This window comes from Streptomyces sp. NPDC005263, assembly GCF_042872365.1.
Lineage (GTDB): Bacteria > Actinomycetota > Actinomycetes > Streptomycetales > Streptomycetaceae > Streptomyces.
On record NZ_JBIAKJ010000002.1, the window covers coordinates 980,056 to 1,004,453 of the forward strand.

The window sequence follows — 24,398 nt, forward strand, 5'->3', positions numbered from 1 at the left end:
TACTTGAGTCAGGCAAACACTAAGTAGAGTGAGGGCTCCCGCGACCGAGGAGAGACATGCCGGTTCCCCCCACCCCCTCCCTCCCTGATCCGAGTGACCTGGGCTTCGACCCCGACGCCCTGCGCGCCAGGTACCGCGCCGAACGTGACCGTCGTATCCGCCCCGACGGCAGCACCCAGTACCAGGACCTCGCCGACGAGTTCGAGTCCTACGACGAAGACCCCCACGCCGACCAGGAGTCGACCCGTGAGCCGCTGCGCGACCGGGTGGACGCGGTGGTCGTCGGCGGTGGGTTCGGCGGTCTGCTGGCCGCCGCCCGGTTGCGCCAGGCCGGGGTGGAGTCGATCCGGGTGATCGAGAAGGGCGCCGACTTCGGCGGCACCTGGTACTGGAACCGCTACCCGGGAATCCACTGCGACATCGAGTCGTACATCTACCTGCCGCTCCTCGAGGAGGTCGGCTACGTCCCGAAGTGGCGGTACGCGCCGGGGGAGGAGATCCGGCAGCACGCGCGGGCGATCGGCCGCCACTTCGGGCTCTACGATCAGGCCTGCTTCCAGACCTGTGCGACCGAACTGCGCTGGGAGGAGGCCCAGTCGCAGTGGCTGGTCGCCACCGACCGCGGCGACCGCATCCGGGCCCGCTACGTCGTGGTCTCCAGCGGCACCCTCAGCCGCCCCAAGCTGCCCGGCATCCCCGGGATCGAGACCTTCAAGGGCCACACCTTCCACACCAGCCGCTGGGACTACGCCTACACCGGCGGTGACGCCGACGGCGGACTGACCGGGCTCGCCGACAAACGCGTCGCCCTCATCGGCACCGGCGCCACCGCCATCCAGGTGGTGCCCCACCTCGCCGCCGACTCCCAGCGCCTGTACGTCTTCCAGCGCACGCCCTCCTCCGTCGACGTACGCGACAACCGCCCCACCGACCCGGAATGGGCAGGCTCCCTGAAGCCCGGCTGGCAGCGCGAGCGCCGGGACAACTTTCTCAAGGTCGTCACCGGGGTCCGCACGGACCAGGACCTGGTCGACGACTCCTGGACCAGCAGTTCCCGGCTCCAGGAGAAGCTCATCCCGACCAACGCGTACGCGGACGTACCGGCCGAGGAACGCGAACGCGCCTACGAGATCGCCGACTTCCAGAAGATGAACGAGATCCGCGACCGGGTGGCGGACATCGTCGAGGACCCGGAGACCGCGGAGAAGCTGAAGCCCTGGTACCGGTACATGTGCAAGCGGCCGACCTTCAGCGACCACTACCTCCAGGCCTTCAACCGGCCCGAGGTCACCCTCGTCGACACCGCCGACAGCCATGGCGTCGAGCGGATCACCGAGACCGCCGTCGTCGTGGGCGGAGTGGAGTACGAGGTGGACTGCGTCATCTTCGCGACCGGGTTCGCGGTCGGCGTCTCGGGCCTGGTCTCCGGACAGCTGCCCGCGTACGGCCGTGGCGGAATCGCCCTGATGGACGCCTGGCGGAAGGGCGGTCCACGCACCCTGCACGGCCTCTACACCCACGGCTTCCCCAACCTCTTCCAACTCGGCCCGATGCAGAACGCGTCCGCCGTCAACTTCGTCCACATCCTCGACGAACAGGCCACGCACATCGCCGCGGTCGTCGCCGAGGCACACGCACGGGGAGCCGCGTACATCGAGCCGAGCGCCGAGGCGGAGGGCGCGTGGGTGGCGACGATCCGTCAGAAGGCCCCGGACCTCTACCGGTTCCACGCCGAGTGCACCCCCGGCTACTACAACAACGAGGGCCGGCCGCGGGAGCGCAGTGAGCAGTTCGGCGACGGACCGGTCGTCTTCCACGAACTGCTGGCCCGCTGGCGCCGGGACGGCGGCCTGGACGACGTCCTGGCCGGTGCCGAATGAGTGCCCCGGCCGTGCGCCCCAGCCGCTTCGACGACACCGGCTCGCACCACCCCACCAGCGCCCGTTGGCGGGTCAGCCGGCTCGGCCCGCCGAACCCGCTGTGGGGTTCCAACGGAGTCGCCTTCGGCCCCGACGGACGCCTGTACGTCGCCGAGTTCCTGGCCGGGCGGATCAGCGCCCTCGACATCGCCACCGGGGACCTCGACGTCATTGTGCCGATGGACGGCCCGGTCCAGTCACCGGACGACCTCGCCTTCGGCGCCGACGGCTCGATGTACATCGCCGACCTGGTCCCCGGCCGGGTGTGGCGCCGCGCCCCTGACGGGACGTACTCCCTGGTCTCCGAGGACGTCATCAACCCCAACGGCATCACCTGCGTGGGCGACCGGCTCTTCGTCAACGAGATGAAGCCCGACGGCCGACTCCTGGAGCTCTTCCCGGACGGCGGCGACCCGGTCGTCCTCACCGAGGGCCTCGCGCTGGGCAACGCGATGCAGCGCGGCCCCGACGGCCACCTGTACTACCCGCACATGGTCACCAACCAGGTCTGGCGGATCCCCCCGGACGGCGGCGGGCCCGAGCTGGTCGCCGAGGACGTGCACCAGCCGGTCGCCGTCCGCTTCGACCAGGGCGGTGTCCTGCACGTCCTGTCCCGGGGTGTCGAGGGCATCGTCACCCGCGTCGACCTGCACGGCTCCGGAACCCGCACCCTCGTCACCAGCGGCCTCAAGGGCCTGGACAACGCGGCCTTCGACACCGAGAACCGCATGTTCGTCTCCAGCTTCGCGGGCGGCGGCATCACCGAACTGCACCCCGACGGCCGCACCCGCGAGATCGTCCCCCGCGGCTTCGACGGCCCCTACGGCGTCACGGTCGACCTCGGCGGGACGGTGTACGCGGCCGACCACTACCGGCTGGCGAGCCCGGCGCTCTCCCACGAGGGCGAGCCGAGCAGCGGCGGCGACGGCTCGGAACCGGCCGGCGTGACCACCCACTCCCTGCTGCCCTTCGCCCACGGTGTCGCCGCCGACGGCGGCCTGTTGCACCACACCTCGCAGTACGGCGAGGTCCGCACCCACGACCCCGCCACCGGGACCACCCGGCAACGCACCCAGGGGCTGCGCAGGCCCCTCGGCATCGCGGTCGCGCCGGACGGGTCCCTCGTCATCGCCGAGGCGGACGCCGGCCGGGTGGTGGCCCTCGACGACACCGACACCCTCACCGTGCTGGCCGACGGTCTCGACCACCCCGTGGACGTGGCCTTCGACGCGGACGGGCGCTGCCATGTGAGCGACGAGCGGCGCGGGGCGGTACTGCGGATCGAGGAGGACGGGACGACCACGGTCCTCGCGGACGGGCTCGGCGCACCACAGGGGCTCGCGGTCCTCGGCGGGGAGCTGTACACCGTGGAGACCGCGCACCGCAGACTCACGTCCGTCTCCCTGACCACGGGGGAGTGCCGGACCGAGGCCGAGGACCTGCCGGTCGGCCCGCCCCCGGGAGTCGTCCCAGTGACCGAACCCGCCCTGTTCGCGGGCGGTATGCCGGGCTGGGCCCGCCGCTTCGCGGGTCTCGCCGCCGACCCGGACGGCTCCCTGCTGCTGTCCGCCAACGGCGAGGGCACCATCCTCAGACTGCGGACGCGGGGCCCAGCGAGCGTTCCCGCACCCGGGGCCGGGCCGCCGTGACAGCGTCCCTCACCCACCGCCGCTACTCGTCGAATGTCTCCTCGAACAGCGCCTGCTGCTCGCCCTCCTTGCGCTTGCGCAGACGCCGGTTGCGGGCGCCCACGACCAGCGCCGTGGCCAGCCCGGTCGCCCCGAACGCCGCGGGGACCATCCAGTTCCGGTTGACGGCGTGGCCGAGCGCGTGGTCCAGGGAGATCCGGCCGGGCCCGGCGACGGCGAGACCGGCCGCCATCAGCCCCAGGGAGGCCGCGTACTCGTAGCCGCCGCCCTGGTTGAAGAACCCGTTGGGCGCGTGCACCGCCGCCGCGCCCGTCATGGCGCCGGCCGCCGCCGCGCCCGCCGCCGGGGTCGCCAGGCCCAGCGCCAGCAGTGTGCCGCCGCCGGCCTCGGCCAGCCCCGCGGCCGCCGCGCTCTCCTTGCCCGGCTCGTACCCGACGGACTCGAAGAACGTGCCGGTGCCCTCCAACCCGTGCCCGCCGAACCACCCGAACAGCTTCTGCGCGCCGTGCGCGGCCAGTACCCCGCCGGTGCCCAGCCGGAGCATCAGCAGGCCCAGATCACGTCGGTCGTATGAGGTCACGATGTCTCCTGGAGCAGACAGCAGAATCAGAAAGCGGAGTCAGAAAGCGGAGTCAGAAAGCGGAGTCAGACAGCAGAGTCACTCCCCTTCGCGTGTCCACCGTCCCACCCCTTACACCTGCCCGGCGGGCCCGGGCTGCCGTTCGGGTGGCGGGGGCGGGGGAGCGGTGTGAGGCTGACTGGCATGACGATTCAGACCGCCAGACTGAGGGACCCGGCCGTCCGGGCCTTCGTCGCCGCCGTCAACGCCCATGACCGCGACGCCTTCCAGGCGCTCCTCGCCCCCGGGGCGACCATGGCGGACGACGGTCTCGACCGCGACCTCGACGAGTGGACCGACCGGGAGATCTTCTCCTCCCACGGCCATCTGGAGGTCGACAACGAGTCCCGGGGCGGCCGCGCCATCCTCGCCCGCTACCGCAACGACACCTGGGGCGAGATGCGCACCAAGTGGCAGTTCACGGTGGCGGACGACGGCAGGATCTCCCGCTTCGAGACAGGGCAGGCCTGAAAAAACCCGCGACGCGGGGGTTGTGTTGGTGCGCGCTCGAACTTCTAGCGTGCCGGGACATGGAGACCAACGGAACCATCAATTCCAACGGAACCACCGATTCCAACGGAACCACGCATTCCGAAGGGGCCGCCGAGGCCACCAGGACGCTGGGTCGCAGCGGCATCGAGGTCAGCGCCCTCGGCTTCGGCTGCTGGGCGATCGGCGGCGAGTGGCAGTCGCCGGACGGACAGCCGCTGGGCTGGGGCAAGGTCGACGACGAGGAGTCGGTACGGGCGGTGCGGCGCGCCCTCGACCTGGGCGTCACCTTCTTCGACACGGCGGACGCCTACGGCGCCGGCCACAGCGAACGGATCCTCGGCCGAGCCCTCGGCAAGCGCCGGGACGACGTGGTCCTCGCCACCAAGTGGGGCAACCTCTTCGACGAGCGCACCCGGACCCGAACCGGGCAGGACGACTCCAGTGACCACGCGCGCAGCGCCCTCACCGCGTCGCTCACCCGCCTCGGCACCGACCATGTGGACCTCTACCAGCTGCACATCTCCGACGCCGACCCCGACCGGGCGGCCCGACTGCGCGAGACCTGCGAGGAGTTCGTACGCGAAGGGCTGATCAGGGCGTACGCCTGGAGCACCGACGATCCGGCACGGGCGGCGGTGTTCGCACAGGGCGAGCACTGCACGGCCGTACAGCACACGCTGAACGTGATGCAGGACGCGCCCGAGATGATCGCCCTGTGCGAGGAGGCGAACCTGGCGAGCATCAACCGCAGTCCGCTGGCCATGGGGCTGCTGGCCGGGAAACGCCAGGGCGCGCTGGAGGCCGGGGACATCCGCAGCCGGCCGCCGGCCTGGCTCCAGGGGTTCGACGAGGGCTCCGGCGCGGCCCCCGACTGGCTCGCTCGCGTCGACGCGCTCCGGGAGATCCTCACCAGCGACGGCCGTACGCTCGCGCAGGGCGCCCTCGCCTGGCTGTGGGCGCGCAGCCCCCGTACGGTGCCGATTCCCGGATTCCGTTCGGTCGCGCAGGCCGAGCAGAACGCGGGCGCGCTGGAGAAGGGGCCGCTCACCGCGGAGCAGCTGGTCGAGGTCGAGCGGATCCTCGGGCGCTGAGAACGCCGAAAAGCCGAATGAAAGCGGCAACCGTTCCACCGAACCGGTGCGCACCCCGCGGTCCCACGCGAGGTCCACCCCCACCCGGTTCGGTGGAACGGCTGCCGCCTCCCCCCTCGGGAGCAGTCAGCGGAAGCTCCATCCTCCAAGTGTGAAGCTCTCGTGGAGGACGTGAAGAGCATAGGCGCATGACCGGCCGGGATGGGGTGGAATATTCAATTTAATTTGTGAAAGTTGAGATCGTGACCATCCGCGCGGATGGCTCAGCCGCGTCCCACGTACGGCATCGCCGTCGCCATCACCGTCGCGAACTGCACATTCGCCTCCAGCGGCAGCTCGGCCATGTGCCGCACCGTGCGCGCCACGTCGGCCACGTCCATCACGGGCTCGGGCACGACCTCCCCGTTCGCCTGGAGGGCCCCGGCCGGCATCCGCGCGGTCATCTCGGTGGCCGCGTTGCCGATGTCGATCTGCCCGACCGCGATGCGGTACGGCCGCCCGTCCAGGGACAGCGACTTGGTCAGGCCGGTCAGCGCGTGCTTGGTCGCCGTGTAGGCCACCGAGTGCGGCCGGGGCGTGTGCGCCGAGATCGACCCGTTGTTGATGATCCGGCCGCCCTGCGGGTCCTGCTCCTTCATCTGCCGGAAGGCGGCCTGCGCGCACAGGAACGCCCCGTTCAGGTTGGTGTCCACCACGTGCCGCCAGGCGTCGTAGGCCAGCTCCTCGACCGGCACCCCGCCAGGGCCGAACGTCCCCGCGTTGTTGAACAGCAGGTCCACCCGCCCGAAGCGTTCCACGGTGGCGGCGAACAACGCGGCCACCTCCTCCGGTCGCGACACGTCCGTCCGCACGGCGATCGAGGCACCCGCGGAGGCTTCGGGTCCCAGCCCCGCCGTCTCCTCCAGCGTCTGTGGCCGACGGCCCGCCAGCGCCACCGACCAGCCCGCGGCCAGCAGTTCCACGGCGACGGCCCGGCCGATGCCGGAACCCGCGCCGGTCACCACCGCGACCTTCGCGTCCTTGCCCGTTCCCATCGCGTTCATGGGGCCGCAGGGTACGGGAGGCCGTCGGCACTTGGGCCGACGTGCGGATCAGGCCGTCGTGCGGATCAGGCCGCCGTGCGGATCAGGCCGGGGTGAGTTCCGTCTCGCTCGGGTAGCGGACGCCGACCCGGTCCCGGATCGCGTCCAGGGTGCGCATCACCGCGAGGGTGCCGTCGAGCGGCACCAGCGGGGACTCGGTCTCGCCCGCCCGCAGGGCCCGCATCACCTCCACGGCCTCGTGCTTGAGGCTGCCCCGGTCCGTCGGGCCGGTCGCGAACTCCTCCGGGTCGCGGCCGTCGCGGTGCAGCACGAAACGGTCGGTGTGGAAGAAGCCGTACGGGATGTCGATGCGGCCCTGCGAGCCGGTGACCGAGGCGGTGGTGGCCGTACCGCCGACGAGGGAGCAGTGCACCGAGGCGAGCGCGCCGCTCTCCCAGGACAGCAGCGCGGCCGTCTGGAGGTCGACGCCCTCGTCGGACAGCTGCGCCCGCGCCGCGACGTCCGCCGGCTCACCGAGCAGCAGCTGGGCGAACGACACCGGGTACACCCCGAGGTCCAGCAGCGCGCCGCCGCCCTGCGCCGGGTCGCGCAGCCGGTGCGCGGGCGGGAAGGGCCCCGCCAGGCCGAAGTCGGCGTGCACACTGCGTACTTCGCCGACCGCGCCGTCCCGCACCAGGCCGGCCAGACGCCGGATCAGCGGGTTGCAGTACATCCACATGGCCTCCATCAGGAAGCTCCCGCGCTCCTTCGCCAGCGCGACCAGTTCCTCGGCCTCCCGCGCGTTCAGCGTGAACGCCTTCTCGCACAGCACGTTGCGCCCGGCCTCCAGGCACATCCCGGCGGCCGCCCGGTGCGCCGAGTGCGGGGTGGCGACGTACACGACGTCGACGTCCTCGTCGTGCGCGAGGTCCGCCCAGCCGCCGTAGGCCCGCGGGATGCCGAACCGCTCCGCGAACACCTTCGCCGACTCGTCGGTCCTGGACGCCACCGCCACGACCTCCGCGTCCGGCAGATCCACCAGGCCGGCGGTGAACGACGCCGCTATTCCGCCCGTCGCCAGGATCCCCCAGCGCACGCTCTGCTCCGTCATCCGGCCCACCCTCGCTCACGTGACCCTCGGCACTCTGTACGAGCTGAGAGCATAGGTGGCGGATCACTTGGAAAGGGAGGGGCACATGCCCGAGCAGTGGGCATCGACAACACCGACATCACCGACATCAGCGACACCGCCGCCATCGGTACCGCCGCAGCCGTCGCCGACCTCGACCCCGGACGCGGCGCGGGCAGCCGTACCGGCGACGGAACCGGCCACCCGCGCGCTGCGCCGCGCCGGCCTGCTGGTCACCCTGATCCTCGGTGGTCTCACCGCGACGCCCCCGCTGGCGATGGACATGTACCTCCCTTCCCTCCCGGAGGTCACCCAGTCCCTGCACGCCCCCGCCGCGACCGTCCAGCTCACCCTCACCGCCTGCCTCGCCGGCATGGCCCTCGGCCAGCTGGTGGTCGGACCGATGAGCGACAGGTGGGGCCGCCGACGCCCCCTGCTCGTCGGCCTCGCCGTCTACATCGTCGCCACCGCCCTGTGCGCCCTGGCGCCCACGGTCGAGTTCCTGGTCGCCTTCCGGCTGGCGCAGGGCCTCGCCGGGGCGGCCGGGATAGTGATCGCGCGGGCCGTCGTCCGTGACCTCTACGACGGCACCGCCATGGCCCGCTTCTTCTCCACCCTCATGCTGATCTCCGGCGTCGCCCCGATCGTCGCGCCGCTCATCGGCGGGCAGATCCTGCGGGTGACGGACTGGCGGGGCGTGTTCATGGTGCTGACGGTGGTCGGCGCGCTGCTCGCGGGGTTCGTGTGGGCGAAGCTCCCCGAGACGCTGGCACCCGCCGATCGCCATTCCGGCGGGGTCGGCGAGGCGCTGCGCTCGATGCGCACCCTGCTCGCCGACCGCCGCTTCTCCGGCTACATGCTCACCGGCGGCTTCACCTTCGCCGCGCTCTTCGCCTACATCTCGGCCTCGCCGTTCGTGATCCAGGAGATCTACGGCGCCTCCCCGCAGACGTTCAGCCTGCTGTTCGGGATCAACTCGGTCGGCCTGGTGATCGCCGGCCAGATCAACGGCAAGGTGCTGGTCGGACGGGTGAGCCTGGACCGCGTACTGGCCGTGGGCCTCGTGATCGTCACCACCGCCGCGACCGCGCTGCTGCTGATGTCCGTGGGTGTCTTCGGTGAGGTCGGACTCGCGCCGATGGCCGCCGCGCTGTTCGTGCTGATGTCGGCGATGGGCATCACCATGCCCAACACCCAGGCGCTCGCCCTCATGCGCGTCCGGCACGCCGCGGGGTCCGCCTCCGCGCTGCTCGGTACGTCGTCCTTCCTCGTCGGCGCGATCGCCTCACCGCTCGTCGGGGTCGCCGGGGAGCACACCGCCGTTCCGATGGCCGTCGTCCAACTGGCCGGTGCACTGGTGGCGCTGGCCTGCTTCGTGGGAATGTGCCGTCCCCGGAAGGGCCGGGCGACCGCGGAGGGGGCAGAGAACTGAGCGCACCGAGACTGCGCCACGACACACCGGAGCGGGCCGGACTCGATCCGGGGGAACTTCGGCGGCTCGTCGTGGAGTTCCACGCGCTCACGACCGGCGAGCGGCCCTGGGCGCCGGGCGCCGTGCTGGTCGCCGGGCGTGGGCCTGTGATCGCCGTGGAGGAGGCGGCGGGCTGGGCCGTCCGCTACGCGTCCTACGACCCCGACGCGGACGCCGGCGTGGAACTCCCGCCCGACGCCCGCGTCCCGGTGACCGTCGACACGCCCTTCGACCTGGCCTCGCTCACCAAGCTGTTCACCGCCGTCGCCGCCGTCCAGCAGATCGAGCGGGGCACACTGGGCATGGACGCGCGGGTCGGGGCGTTTCTGCCGGAGTTCCGGGCCGTCGTCGAACACGGCGTCACCGTGCGGGAGCTGCTCACCCACACCTCCGGGCTGCGTCCGGAGCTTCCGCTGTACGACTGTGTGGACGCCGAGGAACGTTTGGCGATGCTGCGTGCGGAGGCTCCGGTCGGGGCGCCCGGTACGTACACCTACTCCGATCTGAACCCGCTTCTGCTGCAGCACGTCCTCGAACGTGTCACCGGCCGTACCCTCGACGACCTCGTGCATCACGGCATCACCCGCCCGCTGGGCATGACGGCGACCCGGTTCGGGCCCTGTCCGGACGCGGCGGCCACGGAGGACCAGCGGCGGCCCTGGGCCAAGGTCGACCGGGGGATGGTGCGGGGGGTCGTGCACGACGAGAACGCCTGGGCGTTGGGCGGGGTGGCCGGTCACGCGGGGCTGTTCTCGACCGGGGGGGATCTGGCGGTGTTCTGCCGTGCTCTGCTGGCGGGCGGGTCCTACGGGCCGGCCCGCATCCTCGGCCCGGACTTCGTCGAGTTGCTGCTCACGCCGCCGGGGCTGGGCTTCGCCCTCGACCAGCCGTGGTTCATGGGCGAACTGGCGGGGCGGGGAGCGGCCGGGCACACCGGCTTCACGGGGACCTCGCTGGTGCTGGACCGGGCTACGGACACGTTTCTGGTTCTGCTGGCCAACACGGTTCATCCGAGGAGGCGGGGGGTGGACAGTGGGCCGCGGGCGGGGGCGGGGACGCGGGTGGCGCGGGCTGTGCGGGGGGTGCGGGGGGCGTAGGGGGCTTTCGGTGGCCTCTGCGTGTCGCGCCTGCGGCTGTGGTGGGGTCGGGGCCGTGTCGGGGGGTGTCCGTCCTCGGAACGGCGCGGAATCGGTTGCTCAGTGAGGTGCCGGTGTTGACGCGCCAACCGCTGCGGGCGGACACCCCCCGACACGTCCCCTTGCCGCCGTACGCGGGTGCGGGTGCGCGGGGGCGCGGAGGCGCCGCTGGTCGCCGGGCGGCTGCCGGGGGCTGCCGGGGGGGGTGGGGGTGTGCGGCGGCCATAGGATTGTGGGGTGAATGTTGCTGTGTCCTCGGCCGAGAGTCTGCGTGGTGCCCTTGCGGGGCTGCTTGACGGGCTTCCGGCGCGGCAGGCCGCCTTGGCGGTGGAGCGTCTGATCGCCAACTATCGGGGCAGCACGCCTACGGACGCCCCGATTCTGCGTGACCGGGCGGACGTCGCCGCGTACGCCGCCTATCGGATGCCCGCCACCTTCGAGGCCGTACGGTCGGCTCTGGACGCGTTCGCGGTGGCCGTTCCCGAGTGGGTTCCCGCCGGGCATGTCGACGTGGGGGGCGGTACGGGGGCGGCGACCTGGGCGGTCAGTGCCACCTGGGACGGTGAGCGACCCGTCACCGTGATCGACTGGTCGGAAGCCGCCCTCGCTCTCGGCCGGGAGGTCGCCGCTGCCAACCCGGCCCTGCGGAACGTCCGCTGGCAGCGCTCCCGGATCGGAACGGCGCTCAGCCTCGACGACACCGACCTCGTCACCGTGTCCTACGTCCTCAACGAACTCACCGGCCCCGACCGGGCGGCCCTGGTCGACGCCGCCGCGGCCGCGGCGCAGGCCGTGGTGATCGTGGAGCCGGGCACCCCCGACGGTTATGCCCGAGTGATCGAGGCCCGCGACCGGCTCGTCGCCGCGGGGTTCCGGGTCGCCGCGCCCTGCCCGCACAGCGCCGCCTGCCCGATCGTCCCCGGCGAGGACTGGTGCCACTTCTCCGCCCGGGTCAGCCGTTCCTCCCTGCACCGCCAGGTCAAGGGCGGCTCCCTCGCCTACGAGGACGAGAAGTTCGCCTATGTCGCCGCCGCCCGCTTTCCGGTGGCGCCGGCTCCCTCACGGGTGGTGCGGCGCCCCCAGATCCGCAAGGGACAGGTTCTGCTCGACCTGTGCACGACGGATGAGGGGCTGGGGCGCCGCACGGTCACCAAGCGCCACGGCGACCTGTACAAGGCGGCTCGTGACGCGGACTGGGGTGACGACTGGCCTCCGGCGGACCGTTAGTCACGGGCCGTCCGGTCGTCGTTCTTGTTCTCCTCCTGGCGTTTTTCCTGGAGTTTGCGCAGCAACTCCCGTTTTTGGGCCTGGGGGTCGAGGCCGCCGCCGATTGGTTTGCCGCGGCCGCCGCCCCGCAGGGCCTTGCGGCTGAGGTTGCTGCGGGTGCCGCCGACTCCCAGCATGTTTCCTGATCCGCCACGGGACATGAGGGTCTCCTTCTGGGTCTCGGTGTGTGACGAGACGTATCGTCTCGGATTTCTACTGTCGGGCGAGACGATCCGTCTTGTCAAGTGATAAATTCGGCCCCATGGCCGTCAAGAAGTCAGCCCAGCCCGTTCCCGACACCACCCGCCGCAGTGAGCGGTCCCGTCGTGCGATCTACGACGCCGCCCTCGCCCTCGTCGGGGAGGTCGGCTACCCCAGGACGACGATCGAGGGCATCGCCGCCCGCGCCGGTGTGGGCAAACAGACGATCTACCGCTGGTGGACGTCGAAGGCCGATGTCCTGCTGGAGGCGTTCCTCGACCTCTCCGAGCAGGCGTCGCGGGAGGCGGGGCCCGAGGACCAGTTCACGATCCCGGACACCGGGGACCTCGCCGCCGACCTCAAGGCCGTACTGCGGCTCACCGTCGACCAGCTCGAGGACCCCCGGTTCGAGGTCCCCTCCCGTGCGCTGGCCGCCGAGGGGGTCGTCAACGAGGAACTCGGCCGGGTCATGATGGCCAAGCTCCTCGAACCGTCGCTCCAGCTCTACGTCGACCGGGTGCGCGCCGCGCAGGAGGCCGGTCAGGTGCGCCAGGAGATCGACCCGCGCATCGCCCTGGAACTCTGGGTCTCACCCCTCGCCCAGCGCTGGCTCCAGTACACGGGCCCGATCTCCTACGAGTACACCGACACCCTCGTCGACTACGCCCTGCACGGCATCGCACCCCGCGGGCCCCGTAGTTGACCCTTCGTCGAGCCTGGTCCCACCTGGCCCATTTGTCGGCTCCGGCCCCCCACGGCACGGGATGGTGGGACCATAAGGCATGCTGTTTTGCACGACAGCGAGGCGAGGGGATAGATGAGCGCGGAGTTCGGTGGCACCGGCCGGCAGGGCAAACTCTCCCAGTGGCTGCGCGGACGCCGCCCGAAGGAGGCCGCCGCGGACGAGGGCGGCCGTGAGGCCCTGCTGCTCGCCGCCGCCGACGCGGGCCTGCCGCTGGCTCCCGCCGCGTATCCCGCCCCCGGCTACCGCTGCTCCTGCGACCGCGTCGGCTGTCCCACCCCCGCCCGGCACCCGGTGTCGTTCGCCTGGCAGACCCAGTCGACCACCGACCGTGCGCAGATCGAGCGTTGGGCCCGCAACCAGCCGCAGGCCAACTTCATCACCGCGACCGGCATGGTGCACGACGTCCTCGACGTGCCGCTGGAAGCCGGTGCGGAGGCCCTGGAACGGCTGCTCGACGCCGGTATCGACGTCGGCCCGGTGGCCGAGAGCGACGACGGACGGCTGCTCTTCTTCACCCTCACCCGCGGCACCCCCGAGGACGAGGACGAGTGGTGGCCCTGCGAACTGGACTGCCACCCCGAGACGATGGACGAACACCCGGGCCTGCGCTGGCACTGTCGCGGCTCCTACGTCCTCGTCCCGCCCGCCCGGCTTCCCGGCGACCAGAGCGTGAGCTGGGTCCGCGGCCTCGAACACCCGCTGCCCGACCCGCTGACCCTTCTGGAAGTCCTCACCGACGCCTGCGCCCGGCACATCGGCGAGGAGCCGGACCACGCGAACGCGGCCTGGCCCTCTCGTCGTTGAGCCGGGGGGAGCGGGGATCTTGCGGGTAGCCGCCCTAGGACCCCTGTGCTGAGGTCAGGCCCTGGATCCGCCCCAGCAGGGACACCCGCGGGTCACCCGAGCTCTTCGCTGGGTCCAGGGCTACCTCGTTGGAGACGAACTCCATGGTGAGCGACTGCTTGATCTCGCCGGTCGTCAGGGCCAGCACGTCGGGGCCCGGGTTGGGCACCGCGGCGTTCGGCGCGGCCGTCTGCTTCTCGTAGTGCTGCGTGGCGAAGAACACCAACGACCCGCCGTCGGCCGTGCGCAGCCCGAGCGGGGCGTAGTCGCCACTGGCCAGCGGCTTGTCGATGTACTGCGTGGCGAGGCCGGGACGCTTGGTGTTCTTCGCGCGCTGCGCACGCCACTGGTCGGTGTGCGGACCGGCCGCGAAGGACTTCCCGCCGTCCTTCAGATACGTCGTGTAGTCCTTGCTCAAGTCGCCGGGCGGGACGGCGAGTTCGGCCGAGTTCACCGGCACCGGCTCCGCCCAGCCGTCCGCGTCCTTCTTGAACGTCGGCACCTTGTCCGGCGCGACCAGCGTCAGATAGGCCGCCTGCCACGGTTCGTCCAGGCCGCCCCGGGTGAACACGATCAGCCAGCGCGCGCTGCCGCCCTTGTTGCCGGCCGCGTCGGCGACGAACCAGCGCGGCCAGCCCGCCTTCTTCGGGATCGTGTACTTCGTGTCCGACAGCTCCAGCGGTGTGTGCGCCGGGTTGCCGCCCGGGTGGTTCGCCGCGCCGGCCTTCAACCGGGCCTCGTCGATGTCGGAGAGGGCGCCGGTGACATGGTCGGCGTCCAGCGAACTGTCGTACGCCTTGTCCGCAGCGTTGTACGCGGTTGTGAACTGACGGAGAGCCTTGGCGGCCTCCGCGCGGGTGGCCCCGGGAAGCACCTCCCGTTCCCCGTGGACCACCACACAACCGCTCGCTGTCAACGACAAAGCGGTCAGTGAGGCCGCTATCAGTGCGCTCCGGTCAAGCCTGCGGAGCCTTAGAGGGCCGCGATCCCTGCTCATCAGGTTCCTTCACCTTCCCCTTCCCGGAGGCGAACCCTACCGGGGCGAGGAACAGCGCGAGCGTCGGGATCAGGTACAGCAGCCACACCGTGACCTGGAGGACCGTCGGGTCGGGCTGGAAGTTGAAGACGCCCTTGAGGAGGGTGCCGTACCAACTGTCCGGAGGGATGGTGTCGCTGATGTCGAAGGACCTGTTGTTCAGGCCCGGCAACCAGTCCGCTTCCTGGAGGTCGTGGAAGCCGTACGCGAGCACGCCCGCGGCCACCACGACCAGCATGCCGCCGGTCCAGGTGAAGAACTTGGCGAGGTTGATGCGCAACGCGCCCCGGTAGAACAGCCAACCCAGGAACACCGCCGTCGCGATACCAAGGGCCACGCCGATCAGCGGGCGCGGGGTGCCGTCGCTGGCCGCGTGCACCGACGCCCACACGAACAGGGCGGTCTCCAGACCCTCCCGGCCGACCGCGAGGAACGCGGTGGCCACCAGCGCGCCCGTGCCCATCGCGAGGGCCGCGTCCAGCTTGCCGTGCAGCTCCGACTTGAGGTGCCGGGCGGTGCGCCGCATCCAGAACACCATCCACGTCACCAGGCCCACCGCGACGATCGACAGTGACCCGCCGAGCGCCTCCTGCGCCTCGAACGTCAGCTCCTGCGAGCCGAATTCGAGCGCGCAGCCGAACCCGAGCGCGATCACGATCGCGACCGTGATGCCGATCCAGATGGGTTTGAGAGCGTCCCTGCGGCCCGTCTTGACGAGGTACGCGATGAGGATGCAGACGACGAGGCTGGCTTCCAGCCCCTCGCGCAGACCGATCAGATAGTTGGAGAACACGGGCTACGCCTCCTTGGAGAACAGCGTGCTGCCCCACCAGTCGTCCTTGTCGCGGACGCCCGGCGGGACGGCGAACAGCGCCGAACCCACGTGCTGGATGTACTCGTTGAGCGCGTCCGTGGCCAGATTGCGCTGGATGCGGATGAAGCCCTCGCGGACGTCCCGCTGGTAGGCGAGGAAGAACAGCCCCGCCTCCAGCCGGCCCAGGCCGTCCGTGCCGTCGGTGAAGGAGTAGCCGCGGCGCAGGATCGTCGCCCCGTGGTTGGAGTCGGGGTGGGCGAGCCGGACGTGCGCGTCGGGCTTCATCGCCTTCAGGAACGGCTTGTCGCGCTCCTTGGCCTTGCCGACCGGGGCGCCCTCGCCCTTGTCGCGGCCGAAGACGTCCTCCTGCTCCTGCAGCGAGGTGCGGTCCCAGGTCTCGATGTGCATCCGGATGCGCCGGGCCACGAGGTACGAGCCGCCGTTCATCCACTCCGCGCCGTCGGCGGAGTCCGCCCACACGAACTTCTTCAGGCGATCGCTCTCGGTTCCCGCGATGTTGCGGGTGCCGTCCTTGAAGCCCATCAGGTTGCGCGGGGTCTGCGCGTCCGGCGTGGTCGAGGACGTCTTGCCGAAGCCCAGCTGCGACCAGCGGATGACGACCTTGCCGAAGCCGATCCGGGCCAGGTTGCGGATCGCGTGCACGGCGACCTGCGGGTCGTCCGCGCAGGCCTGGACGCACAGGTCGCCGCCGCTGCGGTTCTTGTCGAGGTTGTCGCCGGCGAACTTGGGCAGGTCGACCAGGGCCTCGGGCCGCCGGTCCCCGAGGCCGAACTTGTCGAACAGGCCGGGCCCGAAGCCCACCGTCAGGGTCAGCCGCGACGGCTTCAGCCCCAGCGCCTCCCCGGTGTCGTCCGGCGGGGCCTCCGCGAGCCCGCCGTACGCGCCCTCGCCGACCGCGTGCCCGGCGGTCATCTTCCGCGCGGCCTCGGTCCAGTCCTTCAGCATCTGGACGAACTCGGCGCGGTCCTCGGTGGTCACGTCGAACGCGGCGAAGTGCAGCCGGTCCTGCACGGGCGTGGCGATGCCGGCCTGGTGGGCGCCGTGGAAGGCGACCGCGGCGCCCGTCTCGGCGCCCGCCGGTTCCACATCCTCGCCGGTGCGGGTCATCGCGACCGTGCCGCCGGCCGCGACGGCGCCGAGCGCGAGCCCGGCACCGCCCCAGCCGATCAGCGCGCGCCGGGAGGGCGCGGCGGTCTCGGTCTCCTGGGTGTCGTCCGTCATGACGTCGTTCCCTGCTCCACGGTTCGTGCTCCCCTACTTCGCGACGGCGGCGGCGAGCTTGGACAGCGGCTCGGCGAGCGCGTTCACCGCGTCCGACAGTTTCTTGCGGTCCGCCTCGCCGACCTTGTCGTACGAGACGAAGTCGTAGGACGACGGGTCGGTGCGGTACGTGTCCAGCAGCGTGTTCAGCGCGGCGAACTGCTTGTCCAGCTCGGTGGCCAGCGGCGCGTCGTTCTCCTTGGCGACCGGCTTCAGCAGCTCGTACGACTTCTCGGCGCCCTCCACGTTGGCCTTGAAGTCGACGAGGTCGGTGTGCGAGTAGCGCTCCTCCTCACCGGTGACCTTGCCGGTGGCGACCTCGTCGAGGAGTTCCTTGGCGCCGTTGGCCATCGACGTCGGGGTGATGTCGGCCTTGCCGACCCGCTTCCGCCAGTCCGTCAGGTCGGTGATGAGCTGGTCGGCGAGCGTCTTCTCGGTGGCGCCGATCTTCTTGTCCTGCCAGAGGGCCTTCTCCAGCCGGTGCCAGCCGGTCCACTTCTGGCCGTCCTCCAGGCCGTCCGCGCGGACGTCGACCTTCGGGTCGATGTCGCCGAAGGACTCCGCGACCGGCTCGGTGCGCTCCCAGCCGATCCGGGAGGGCGCGTAGGCCTTCTTCGCGGCCGCCAGGTCGCCGTCCTTGACCGCCTTGGCGAACGCCTCGGCCTTGGGCAGGGTCTCGTCGGCCTGTTCCTGCACGTAGGTGCGGTAGGCGGCGACGGCCTTGTCCAGGCGGGGGTCGCGCTGGACGGCCTTGCCGCCGGTGGCCTTGACGTCCTGGCGGATGCCTTTGCCCTTCATGCCGGGCTTGCAGGCGATCTGGTAGTCGCCGGCCTTCACCTCGGCGGTGACCTTCTGCTTGGTGCCGGGGCCGATGTTCTCCCGCTCGGTGACGATCCGGTCGTCCGGGAAGAGGACGTAGACCTCGGTGACCTTGGAGCCCTTGTTCTCGATGGCGAGTTCGACGTGGCCGGCCGGGAACTCCTTCTTGGAGATCTCGCACTTGCTGTCGGTGGCGGTCACGTTGATCACGCGGTCACCCTTGCTGTCGGAACTGCCCTTCTCGGTGCACCCCGTGACGGCGGTCAGAGCCGCCACGGCGGCGGTGGCGGTGACGACGGAGAGTCTGGCGGCGCGCATGTTCGGGCTCCCGGTGTCTGGCTGAAAAATCACGTGACGGGGCTCACAAAGATTGGTGAGGCTCACCTAACTTATCCGAGCCTTACCTGAGTGATACCCCTGCATGCCGTGATTCAGCTCTCATAGACGCCGTAAGGGCACGACGTGATCACGGGGGGTTAAAGCAGACATCAAGGAGAGGTCAAAGGAGATTCAAAGATTCCGCATCGGAGCAAACCTGAGGAGCCCCCCGTGCGCGCCTGAGGAGCCCCCGTGCGCGGGTGCGGTGACCTCTCCAGCCGCTGGTCATGGACGAGTGGTCGGTGCGGGTCGGTCACTCCGGGCACAATTTTCCGCGTGACTGACTACGACGTGCTCCGCGTCTTCTGCGGAGCGAACGGCGGATACGGCAACGAACTCGGCGTCGTCCGCGACGGCTCCGTCCTGCCCGGCCCGGACGAGCGGCAGGAGTTCGCCGGGAAACTCGGGTTCAGCGAGACCGTGTTCGTCGACGACCCCGAGCGCGGGGTCATCGACATCTACACACCGACCCTGCGCCTGCCGTTCGCCGGCCACCCCTGCGTCGGCACGGCCTGGCTGCTCGACGTGCCCGAACTGGTCACCCCGGCCGGAATCGTGGGCACCCGCCTGGACGGGGAGTTCAGCTGGATCGAGGCGCGGGCCGAGTGGGCGCCACCGCGCACCCTGCGCCAGTACGCCACAGCCGCCGAGGTCGACGACCTGACCGTCCCGCCGATGGGGGAGTGGATCTACGCCTGGGCCTGGGAGGACGAGTCCGCCGGCCGGATCCGGGCCCGTGGCTTTCCCGGGCGCGGCGACGGCATCGACGAGGACGAGGCGACCGGCGCGGCCGCCCTGCTCCTCACCGACCGGCTGGGCCGCGCCCTGAACATCACGCAGGGCGCCGGCTCGCAGATCCTCACCGCCCCGCAGCCCGGTGGCTGGGTGGAGGTCGGCGGTCGCGTCTTCCTGGAGCGGTGACCGGGAGACGAGCGGCGACCGGGGCGGTGTCCGCTTCGTGGGGCGGAGCTACGGCAGCGTGAGGATCTCCGCCCCCGACTCCGTCACCACCAGCGTGTGCTCGAACTGGGCCGTGCGCCGGCGGTCCTTCGTCACGACCGTCCAGCCGTCGTCCCACATGTCGTAGTCGTGCGTCCCGAGGGTCAGCATTGGCTCGATGGTGAAGGTCATCCCGGGGCGGATCACGGTCGTCGCGTGCGGGCTGTCGTAGTGCGGGATGATCAGGCCCGAGTGGAACGACGTGTTGATCCCGTGTCCGGTGAAGTCGCGGACCACGCCGTACCCGAAGCGCTTCGCGTACGACTCGATGACCCGGCCGATGATGTTGATCTGGCGGCCCGGCCGGACCGCCTTGATCGCCCGGTCGAGGGACTCCCGGGTCCGCTCCACCAGCAGCCGGCTCTCCTCGTCGACCTCCCCGACCAGGTACGTGGCGTTGTTGTCGCCGTGCACCCCGCCGATATACGCCGTCACGTCCAGGTTGACGATGTCGCCGTCCCGCAGCACCGTCGAGTCCGGGATCCCGTGGCAGATCACCTCGTTGACGCTGGTGCACAGGGACTTCGGGAAGCCGCGGTAGCCCAGCGTCGACGGGTAGGCGCCGTGGTCGCACATGTAGGCGTGCGCCACCTTGTCCAGCTCGTCGGTGGTGACACCCGGCGCGATCAGCTTCGCGGCCTCCGCCATCGCCCGCGCCGCGATCCGGCCCGCGAGGCGCATCGCCTCGATCGTCTCGGGCGTCTGCACCTCCGGTCCGGTGTACGGCGTCGGCGCCGGCTTGCCGACGTACTCGGGCCGGCGGATGTTTCCGGGCACGGAACGGGTGGGAGACAGCTCCCCTGGTACGAGCAGCGACTGGCCAGACATGCCAGCGAGTCTAACCAGCGGGCATGGGGGAACATGTCGATGGCGAGAGGAGCAGGTCATGTCCTTGTTCAAGAAGCGCACGGTCGGAAAGCCCGGTGAGTGGTACTACTGCCTGGAGCACCAGAAGGTCGAGGAGGGGCCGGAGTGCCCCGCCAAGGACCGTTTCGGGCCGTACGCCTCACGTCAGGAGGCCGAGCACGCGATGAGCACGGCCCGGGAGCGCAACCTCGAGTGGGAGAACGACCCCAAGTGGCACGACGCCCCGGCGGCGGGCCGGGACGACGACTAGGGCCCTGACCCTTCCGGGGCCAAGGGGTCCCTAGGGCCTGTCGTTTGGATCAAGCCGCAGACGCGGGGTCTGGCACGCCCATCTGCCGCGTTGTCGTCGGTTGCCGATGCTCCGCATCGACGCCCTCCTCCGCCTTGCAGCTGCACGCGCCAGACCCCGCTCACCGGCATCGACCAGCACCGTCAGTTTCCTGCGGCCTGATCCAAACGACAGGCCCTAAGCGGCCTCGGCCGGTGCGGCTGCCGCGCGCTGTTCCCGCAGCCGCACCGCGTGCGCGTTCGTGCGCACGTCGTACGTCATCAGCTTCGGCAGGCACAGGGCCAGCAGTCCCACCGCGCCCACACACAGCAGTCCGCCCGACCAGATCGCCGACCGCACCCCCAGCCAGGCCGCGAACCCACCGGTCCGCACCTGGCCGAGCGTCGGCCCCACCGAGTACGACAGCAGCTCGATACCGGCGAGCCGGCCCCGTAGCTCGTCCGGGATGGTCTGGTTCCACATGGCCGCGCGGAAGATGCCGCTGACCATGTCGCAGCCGCCGGCCAGCGTCAGGAACAGCAGCACCAGCCATACGTTGCCGACCAGCCCGGCGGCCGCGATCGCCAGGCCCCACAGCGCGGCCGACAGCACCACCATCCGCCCGTGCCGCTGGATCCGCGAGGTCCAGCCGCTGGTCAGGCTCACCAGCATCGCCCCGGCGGGGACCGAGGCGTACATCAGACCCAGCGACCACTCGGCGTCCAACTCGTCCGCGAGGAAGGGCAGCACGGCGAGCGGCATCGCCAGGAACATCGCCGCGAGGTCCACGGCGTAGGTGCCGAGCAGTTCCTTGCGGCCCCACGCGTAGCGGGCTCCCTCGGCGATCGCCCGGAGCGAGGGCTTCGCGGCCTCGTGGGAGGCGGGGGAGGCGGCGATGCGCACGACCAGGAACACCGAGACGACGAAGGTGGCCGCGTCCGCCGCGTAGGCCCAGCCGAGACCCGCGTACGCGACGACCACGCCCGCCACGGCCGGGCCCGCGACCCCGCCGACCGTCCAGCGCAGGGAGTTCAGCGAGGCCGCCGCCGGCATCTGGTCATGGGCCACGATCCGCGGCCACAGCGAGTCGAGCGCGGGCCGCTGCACGGAGAACAGGGCGGACGACAGCGCGGCGACGACATACAGCGGCCAGACGGCGGGCGCCGGCATCAGGGCGTTCAGCAGCAGCACGGCGGAGAGCAGACCTTGCCCGGCCTCCGTCCACACGATCAGCTTCCGCTTGTCCCAGGCGTCCGCGAGCGCCCCGCCGTACAGCCCGAACACCAGCAGCGGCACCAGCTCCACCGCGCCGATCGCCCCGACCGCCGCGGCCGACCCGGTCAGCTCCTTCAGCTGCACCGGAAGCGCGACGAACGTCAGGAACGTCCCGAAGTTCGAGATCAGCCCCGAGATCCACAGCCGCCGGAAGTCGACGGACGCCCGCCAGGGAGCGAGATCGGGCAGGAGCGCACGGAGCCCGGAAGGCGGGGCCTCGACGGGAACGGGGGCCGGGCCTTCGGCGGGAACGGGAGGCGTGGGGGAGTCGTCGGTCACGAGGGGTCATGGTCGGACGCGGGCCACTGACGGGCAACTGCTTTTCACCCGGCCCCACTTCGGGGCGCCGGGTGCGGCTCACCAGCGGGCCGGAGGCGGTGCCGTCAGTTCGTCCGCCAGCCGGGACAACCTGTCCCGGAAACGCCGGCGCCCGCGTGCGGGAGACGGCGCCGCGTTCTCCCCGGCCGCCGCGCTCACCAGGTGCTGCACGGTGTCCAGGTCCAGCTCCGCGCCCTCCGGTACGGCCAGTAGCTCGTGCGCCATCGCCGCCAGCTCGCCCGCACCGCCGCCATCGCCGCCGCCCAGCGCCAGCACCGTCGCCCCGGCCCGGCGGGCGTCGTGCACCCCCTCCAGCAACGCCGCCCCCGCTTCCGCCGGGGACACCACGAGCAGCGTCTCACCCCGCCGAGCCGCGGCCAGCCTCCCGGGACCGACCGCCAGGTGGGCCGGATCCGAGGGGCGCGCGTCCTGCCGTACGAGAGTCGGGGCCAGCTCCGGAGTCGCCGACCACGCCGCCTCGTCGACCAGATGGGCCGCGAGGTGCCAGGGCTCGTAGCCCGGGCCGCCCACGAGCAGCAGCCCCCCGCCGTGCGACACCACGGACCCGCGCAGCGCCCCCGCGAACCGCCGCGTGGCCCCCAGCCACTCGGTCCCGGCGAGCACATCGCGCAGCAAGGCGACCCGTACGGCATCCATATGGCCGCATCCTGCCGCAACCGACCGTGTGTAACCCCCGGTTCGCCCCGAATTCGCCCCCTCGTGGAGAGTGGGTGAGGAGCGTCCCGCGGAGGGTCCCCGTGACCCCGCTCACCTGCCCGATCGCGGCCGGCGGGGCGGACGTACAGTCGGCCCATGACCTCTACCGACACCGACAGTGCACAGAAGGCCCCCGCCAAGGACCCCTGGGACCTTCCCGACGTCTCCGGGCTCGTCGTCGGCGTGCTCGGCGGCACCGGCCCGCAGGGCAAGGGCCTTGCCTACCGGCTCGCCAGGGCCGGCCAGAAGGTGATCATCGGCTCGCGCGCGGCCGACCGCGCCGAGGCCGCCGCCGCGGAACTCGGGCACGGCGTCGAGGGCGCCGACAACGCCGACACCGCGCGCCGCAGCGACATCGTGATCGTCGCCGTGCCCTGGGACGGCCACGGCAAGACCCTGGAGTCACTGCGCGGGGAACTGGCCGGCAAGCTCGTCGTGGACTGCGTCAACCCGCTCGGCTTCGACAAGAAGGGCGCCTACGCCCTCAAGCCGGAGGAGGGCAGCGCCGCCGAGCAGGCCGCCGCCCTGCTGCCCGAATCCCGGGTCACCGCCGCCTTCCACCACCTCTCGGCGGTCCTCCTCCAGGACCCGGAGATCGACGAGATCGACACCGACGTCATGGTCCTCGGCGAGGAACGCGCCGACGTGGAGATCGTGCAGGCGCTGGCCGGCCGGATCCCCGGCATGCGCGGCGTCTTCGCGGGCCGCCTGCGCAACGCCCACCAGGTCGAGTCGCTGGTCGCGAACCTGATCTCGGTGAACCGCCGCTACAAGGCGCACGCGGGGCTGCGGGTCACGGACGTGTGAGGGGATGGGGGACACTGGTCGGACCCGGCCCGTGTCCCCCGACAGGAGATTCCCCGCATGCCCCGCCTGGCCCTCTACGCCCTTGTGGTCTGCGTCCTCGCCGTCGCCGCGGCGGTCGTCTCCTTCGCGCGGGGCAACCTCCTCGGGATCGTGTGGGTGCTGATCGCGGGCCTGTCGTCCAACATGTGCTGGTACTACCTGAAGCGCGAGAAGGACCGGAAGTCCGTCACGGGCTGACCGAGCAGAACTCGTTCGTGCCCTGCCAGAAGCGGTAGGACTCCTGCCCGCAGTACGTGTCCAGGTCGCTGATCCCGAGGCTCTTCAGGATCGTGTCGATCACGTCGAAGAACGCGGTGTTGACGGCCGGCACCCACAGCAGCGCGAACACGAACAGCAGGCCGAACGGCGCGAACGGCTCCACCTGTCGCTTGATGTTGTACGACAGCCAGGGCTCGACGACCCCGTAGCCGTCCAGGCCCGGCACCGGCAGGAAGTTCAGGATCGCGGCCGTGACCTGGAGCAGGGCGAGGAAGGCCAGCGCGAACCGGAAGTCCGCCGGAACCCCGTCCAGCGCGTCCAGCCAGAACGGGGCCGTGCACACGATCGCGAACAGGACGTTCGTCAGCGGACCGGCCGCCGAGATCAGGCTGTGCCGCCAGCGCCCCCGGATCCGCCCCCGCTCGATGAACACGGCACCACCGGGCAACCCGATACCGCCCATGATCACGAAGATCACCGGGAGGACGATGCTGAGCAGGGCGTGCGTGTACTTCAGCGGGTTCAGCGTGAGATAGCCCTTGGCGCCCACCGAGATGTCGCCGCTGTGCAGGGCGGTGCGGGCGTGCGCGTACTCGTGCAGACAGAGCGAGACGATCCAGGCGGACGTCACGAACAGGAACACCGCCACGCCGGGTTGCGCGGCGAACCCGGTCCAGGTGGCCCAGCCGGTGACCGCCGTGACGGCTAGGATCCCGACGAAGACGGGGCTGATCCGCCGGTCGCTGTGGCGGGTGGTGGCGGTGGTCATGGGGCTCCCTGGACAGTCGTGCACGCGGTGGGCCTGCCCGACCGTACCGGGCGTACGGGGAGAACGTCTCGACCTCCCCCCGGGGTTCCGGAAGTGAGTCGGTCCCACCGGTCCCACCCGTCACGCCCGCCGCGCCCCGGACACCGACCGCGTCCGTACCCGTTCAGTACCCGCCACACCGCCAAAACCCCGTGACCGGTTCCGACACC

General features: G+C 71.3%; 25 protein-coding genes. 13 read left to right on the forward strand and 12 right to left on the reverse strand.

Annotated elements, in window-relative coordinates:
- Nucleotides 1-56 precede the first annotated feature (56 nt).
- Both ACFYRY_RS11615 and ACFYRY_RS11620 read left to right on the forward strand, forming a co-directional pair.
- A complete protein-coding gene (locus ACFYRY_RS11615) occupies nucleotides 57-1,880 on the forward strand; it encodes a flavin-containing monooxygenase (protein ID WP_389142683.1) in 1,824 nt (607 codons plus the stop codon).
- On the forward strand, nucleotides 1,877-3,568 hold the full coding sequence (locus ACFYRY_RS11620) for an SMP-30/gluconolactonase/LRE family protein (RefSeq protein WP_389142686.1): 1,692 nt from the start codon (nucleotides 1,877-1,879) through the stop codon (nucleotides 3,566-3,568). The genes ACFYRY_RS11615 and ACFYRY_RS11620 overlap by 4 nt, the downstream gene beginning before the upstream one ends.
- A gap of 22 nt (nucleotides 3,569-3,590) precedes the next feature.
- On the opposite strand, the gene ACFYRY_RS11625 is transcribed toward ACFYRY_RS11620, so the two are convergent.
- Nucleotides 3,591-4,148, reverse strand: coding sequence for a DoxX family protein (locus tag ACFYRY_RS11625; protein ID WP_389142688.1), 558 nt, complete (start codon nucleotides 4,146-4,148; stop codon nucleotides 3,591-3,593).
- A gap of 183 nt (nucleotides 4,149-4,331) precedes the next feature.
- Between ACFYRY_RS11625 and ACFYRY_RS11630 the strand changes: the two genes are divergently transcribed.
- Together ACFYRY_RS11630 and ACFYRY_RS11635 are read left to right on the forward strand one after the other, a co-directional pair.
- Nucleotides 4,332-4,658, forward strand: a complete 327-nt coding sequence (locus tag ACFYRY_RS11630; protein ID WP_356765123.1) for a nuclear transport factor 2 family protein — start codon at nucleotides 4,332-4,334, stop codon at nucleotides 4,656-4,658.
- A 59-nt stretch (nucleotides 4,659-4,717) separates the two neighbouring features.
- Complete coding sequence (locus ACFYRY_RS11635) at nucleotides 4,718-5,770, forward strand: aldo/keto reductase (protein ID WP_389142691.1); 1,053 nt, start codon at nucleotides 4,718-4,720, stop codon at nucleotides 5,768-5,770.
- A 263-nt stretch (nucleotides 5,771-6,033) separates the two neighbouring features.
- On the opposite strand, the gene ACFYRY_RS11640 is transcribed toward ACFYRY_RS11635, so the two are convergent.
- A complete protein-coding gene (locus ACFYRY_RS11640; protein WP_389142694.1) occupies nucleotides 6,034-6,813 on the reverse strand; it encodes an SDR family oxidoreductase in 780 nt (259 codons plus the stop codon).
- Nucleotides 6,814-6,895: 82 nt separating this feature from the next.
- The gene (locus ACFYRY_RS11645) at nucleotides 6,896-7,903 is read right to left on the reverse strand and encodes a Gfo/Idh/MocA family protein (protein ID WP_389142697.1); all 1,008 of its coding nucleotides are present in this window, start codon (nucleotides 7,901-7,903) and stop codon (nucleotides 6,896-6,898) included.
- Between the two features lie 85 nt (nucleotides 7,904-7,988).
- On the opposite strand from ACFYRY_RS11645, the gene ACFYRY_RS11650 reads away from it, so the two are divergent.
- The 3 genes from ACFYRY_RS11650 to ACFYRY_RS11660 all read left to right on the forward strand — a co-directional run bounded on the left by ACFYRY_RS11650 (nucleotide 7,989) and on the right by ACFYRY_RS11660 (nucleotide 11,755).
- Nucleotides 7,989-9,353: a multidrug effflux MFS transporter gene (locus ACFYRY_RS11650; protein WP_389142700.1), complete on the forward strand. Its 1,365-nt coding sequence runs from the start codon at nucleotides 7,989-7,991 to the stop codon at nucleotides 9,351-9,353.
- Nucleotides 9,305-10,489 (forward strand): serine hydrolase domain-containing protein, encoded by a 1,185-nt coding sequence (locus ACFYRY_RS11655; protein WP_389142703.1) that lies wholly within the window; start codon nucleotides 9,305-9,307, stop codon nucleotides 10,487-10,489. The genes ACFYRY_RS11650 and ACFYRY_RS11655 overlap by 49 nt, the downstream gene beginning before the upstream one ends.
- A 276-nt stretch (nucleotides 10,490-10,765) precedes the next feature.
- The gene (locus ACFYRY_RS11660) at nucleotides 10,766-11,755 is read left to right on the forward strand and encodes a small ribosomal subunit Rsm22 family protein (protein WP_389142706.1); all 990 of its coding nucleotides are present in this window, start codon (nucleotides 10,766-10,768) and stop codon (nucleotides 11,753-11,755) included.
- On the opposite strand, the gene ACFYRY_RS11665 is transcribed toward ACFYRY_RS11660, so the two are convergent.
- Nucleotides 11,752-11,955, reverse strand: a complete 204-nt coding sequence (locus ACFYRY_RS11665; RefSeq protein WP_389142708.1) for a DUF6243 family protein — start codon at nucleotides 11,953-11,955, stop codon at nucleotides 11,752-11,754. The genes ACFYRY_RS11660 and ACFYRY_RS11665 overlap by 4 nt on opposite strands.
- Before the next feature lie 101 nt (nucleotides 11,956-12,056).
- Here ACFYRY_RS11665 and ACFYRY_RS11670 point away from each other — a divergent pair, with 101 nt between their 5' ends.
- Together ACFYRY_RS11670 and ACFYRY_RS11675 are read left to right on the forward strand one after the other, a co-directional pair.
- Entirely contained in the window at nucleotides 12,057-12,698 is a 642-nt protein-coding gene (locus tag ACFYRY_RS11670; protein WP_389142711.1) for a TetR/AcrR family transcriptional regulator, read from the forward strand.
- A 114-nt stretch (nucleotides 12,699-12,812) separates the two neighbouring features.
- Nucleotides 12,813-13,544 carry a bifunctional DNA primase/polymerase gene (locus ACFYRY_RS11675; protein WP_389142714.1) on the forward strand — a complete coding sequence of 244 codons (732 nt, stop codon included), beginning with the start codon at nucleotides 12,813-12,815 and terminating at the stop codon, nucleotides 13,542-13,544.
- 34 nt (nucleotides 13,545-13,578) lie between these two features.
- Here the strand turns inward: ACFYRY_RS11675 and ACFYRY_RS11680 are convergent, their stop codons facing one another.
- Genes ACFYRY_RS11680 through efeO form a run of 4 tightly spaced genes read right to left on the reverse strand, consistent with a single transcriptional unit; the run spans nucleotide 13,579 to nucleotide 17,851 of the window.
- On the reverse strand, nucleotides 13,579-14,580 hold the full coding sequence (locus tag ACFYRY_RS11680; RefSeq protein WP_389142717.1) for a hypothetical protein: 1,002 nt from the start codon (nucleotides 14,578-14,580) through the stop codon (nucleotides 13,579-13,581).
- Nucleotides 14,540-15,412, reverse strand: a complete 873-nt coding sequence (efeU, locus tag ACFYRY_RS11685) for an iron uptake transporter permease EfeU (protein ID WP_389142720.1) — start codon at nucleotides 15,410-15,412, stop codon at nucleotides 14,540-14,542. The genes ACFYRY_RS11680 and efeU overlap by 41 nt, the downstream gene beginning before the upstream one ends.
- Before the next feature lie 3 nt (nucleotides 15,413-15,415).
- On the reverse strand, nucleotides 15,416-16,675 hold the full coding sequence (gene efeB / locus ACFYRY_RS11690; RefSeq protein WP_389142723.1) for an iron uptake transporter deferrochelatase/peroxidase subunit: 1,260 nt from the start codon (nucleotides 16,673-16,675) through the stop codon (nucleotides 15,416-15,418).
- A 33-nt stretch (nucleotides 16,676-16,708) separates the two neighbouring features.
- Nucleotides 16,709-17,851 carry an iron uptake system protein EfeO gene (gene efeO / locus ACFYRY_RS11695; RefSeq protein WP_389142726.1) on the reverse strand — a complete coding sequence of 381 codons (1,143 nt, stop codon included), beginning with the start codon at nucleotides 17,849-17,851 and terminating at the stop codon, nucleotides 16,709-16,711.
- 336 nt (nucleotides 17,852-18,187) lie between these two features.
- Between efeO and ACFYRY_RS11700 the strand changes: the two genes are divergently transcribed.
- Nucleotides 18,188-18,832, forward strand: a complete 645-nt coding sequence (locus ACFYRY_RS11700; RefSeq protein WP_389142729.1) for a PhzF family phenazine biosynthesis protein — start codon at nucleotides 18,188-18,190, stop codon at nucleotides 18,830-18,832.
- A gap of 48 nt (nucleotides 18,833-18,880) precedes the next feature.
- Here the strand turns inward: ACFYRY_RS11700 and map are convergent, their stop codons facing one another.
- Nucleotides 18,881-19,738 (reverse strand): type I methionyl aminopeptidase, encoded by an 858-nt coding sequence (gene map / locus ACFYRY_RS11705; protein ID WP_389142732.1) that lies wholly within the window; start codon nucleotides 19,736-19,738, stop codon nucleotides 18,881-18,883.
- Nucleotides 19,739-19,796: 58 nt separating this feature from the next.
- Here map and ACFYRY_RS11710 point away from each other — a divergent pair, with 58 nt between their 5' ends.
- Nucleotides 19,797-20,027 (forward strand): hypothetical protein, encoded by a 231-nt coding sequence (locus ACFYRY_RS11710; RefSeq protein ID WP_389142735.1) that lies wholly within the window; start codon nucleotides 19,797-19,799, stop codon nucleotides 20,025-20,027.
- A 216-nt stretch (nucleotides 20,028-20,243) separates the two neighbouring features.
- Here ACFYRY_RS11710 and ACFYRY_RS11715 read toward each other — a convergent pair whose 3' ends face one another.
- Together ACFYRY_RS11715 and ACFYRY_RS11720 are read right to left on the reverse strand one after the other, a co-directional pair.
- On the reverse strand, nucleotides 20,244-21,599 hold the full coding sequence (locus ACFYRY_RS11715) for an MFS transporter (protein WP_389142738.1): 1,356 nt from the start codon (nucleotides 21,597-21,599) through the stop codon (nucleotides 20,244-20,246).
- A 78-nt stretch (nucleotides 21,600-21,677) separates the two neighbouring features.
- Entirely contained in the window at nucleotides 21,678-22,295 is a 618-nt protein-coding gene (locus ACFYRY_RS11720; RefSeq protein WP_389142741.1) for a hypothetical protein, read from the reverse strand.
- Between the two features lie 156 nt (nucleotides 22,296-22,451).
- On the opposite strand from ACFYRY_RS11720, the gene npdG reads away from it, so the two are divergent.
- Nucleotides 22,452-23,162 (forward strand): NADPH-dependent F420 reductase, encoded by a 711-nt coding sequence (gene npdG, locus ACFYRY_RS11725; RefSeq protein ID WP_389142743.1) that lies wholly within the window; start codon nucleotides 22,452-22,454, stop codon nucleotides 23,160-23,162.
- Nucleotides 23,163-23,219: 57 nt separating this feature from the next.
- Nucleotides 23,220-23,399: a hypothetical protein gene (locus tag ACFYRY_RS11730; protein WP_389142746.1), complete on the forward strand. Its 180-nt coding sequence runs from the start codon at nucleotides 23,220-23,222 to the stop codon at nucleotides 23,397-23,399.
- Here ACFYRY_RS11730 and ACFYRY_RS11735 read toward each other — a convergent pair.
- The gene (locus tag ACFYRY_RS11735; protein ID WP_389142748.1) at nucleotides 23,389-24,189 is read right to left on the reverse strand and encodes a site-2 protease family protein; all 801 of its coding nucleotides are present in this window, start codon (nucleotides 24,187-24,189) and stop codon (nucleotides 23,389-23,391) included. The genes ACFYRY_RS11730 and ACFYRY_RS11735 overlap by 11 nt on opposite strands.
- Between the last annotated feature and the right edge of the window lie 209 nt (nucleotides 24,190-24,398).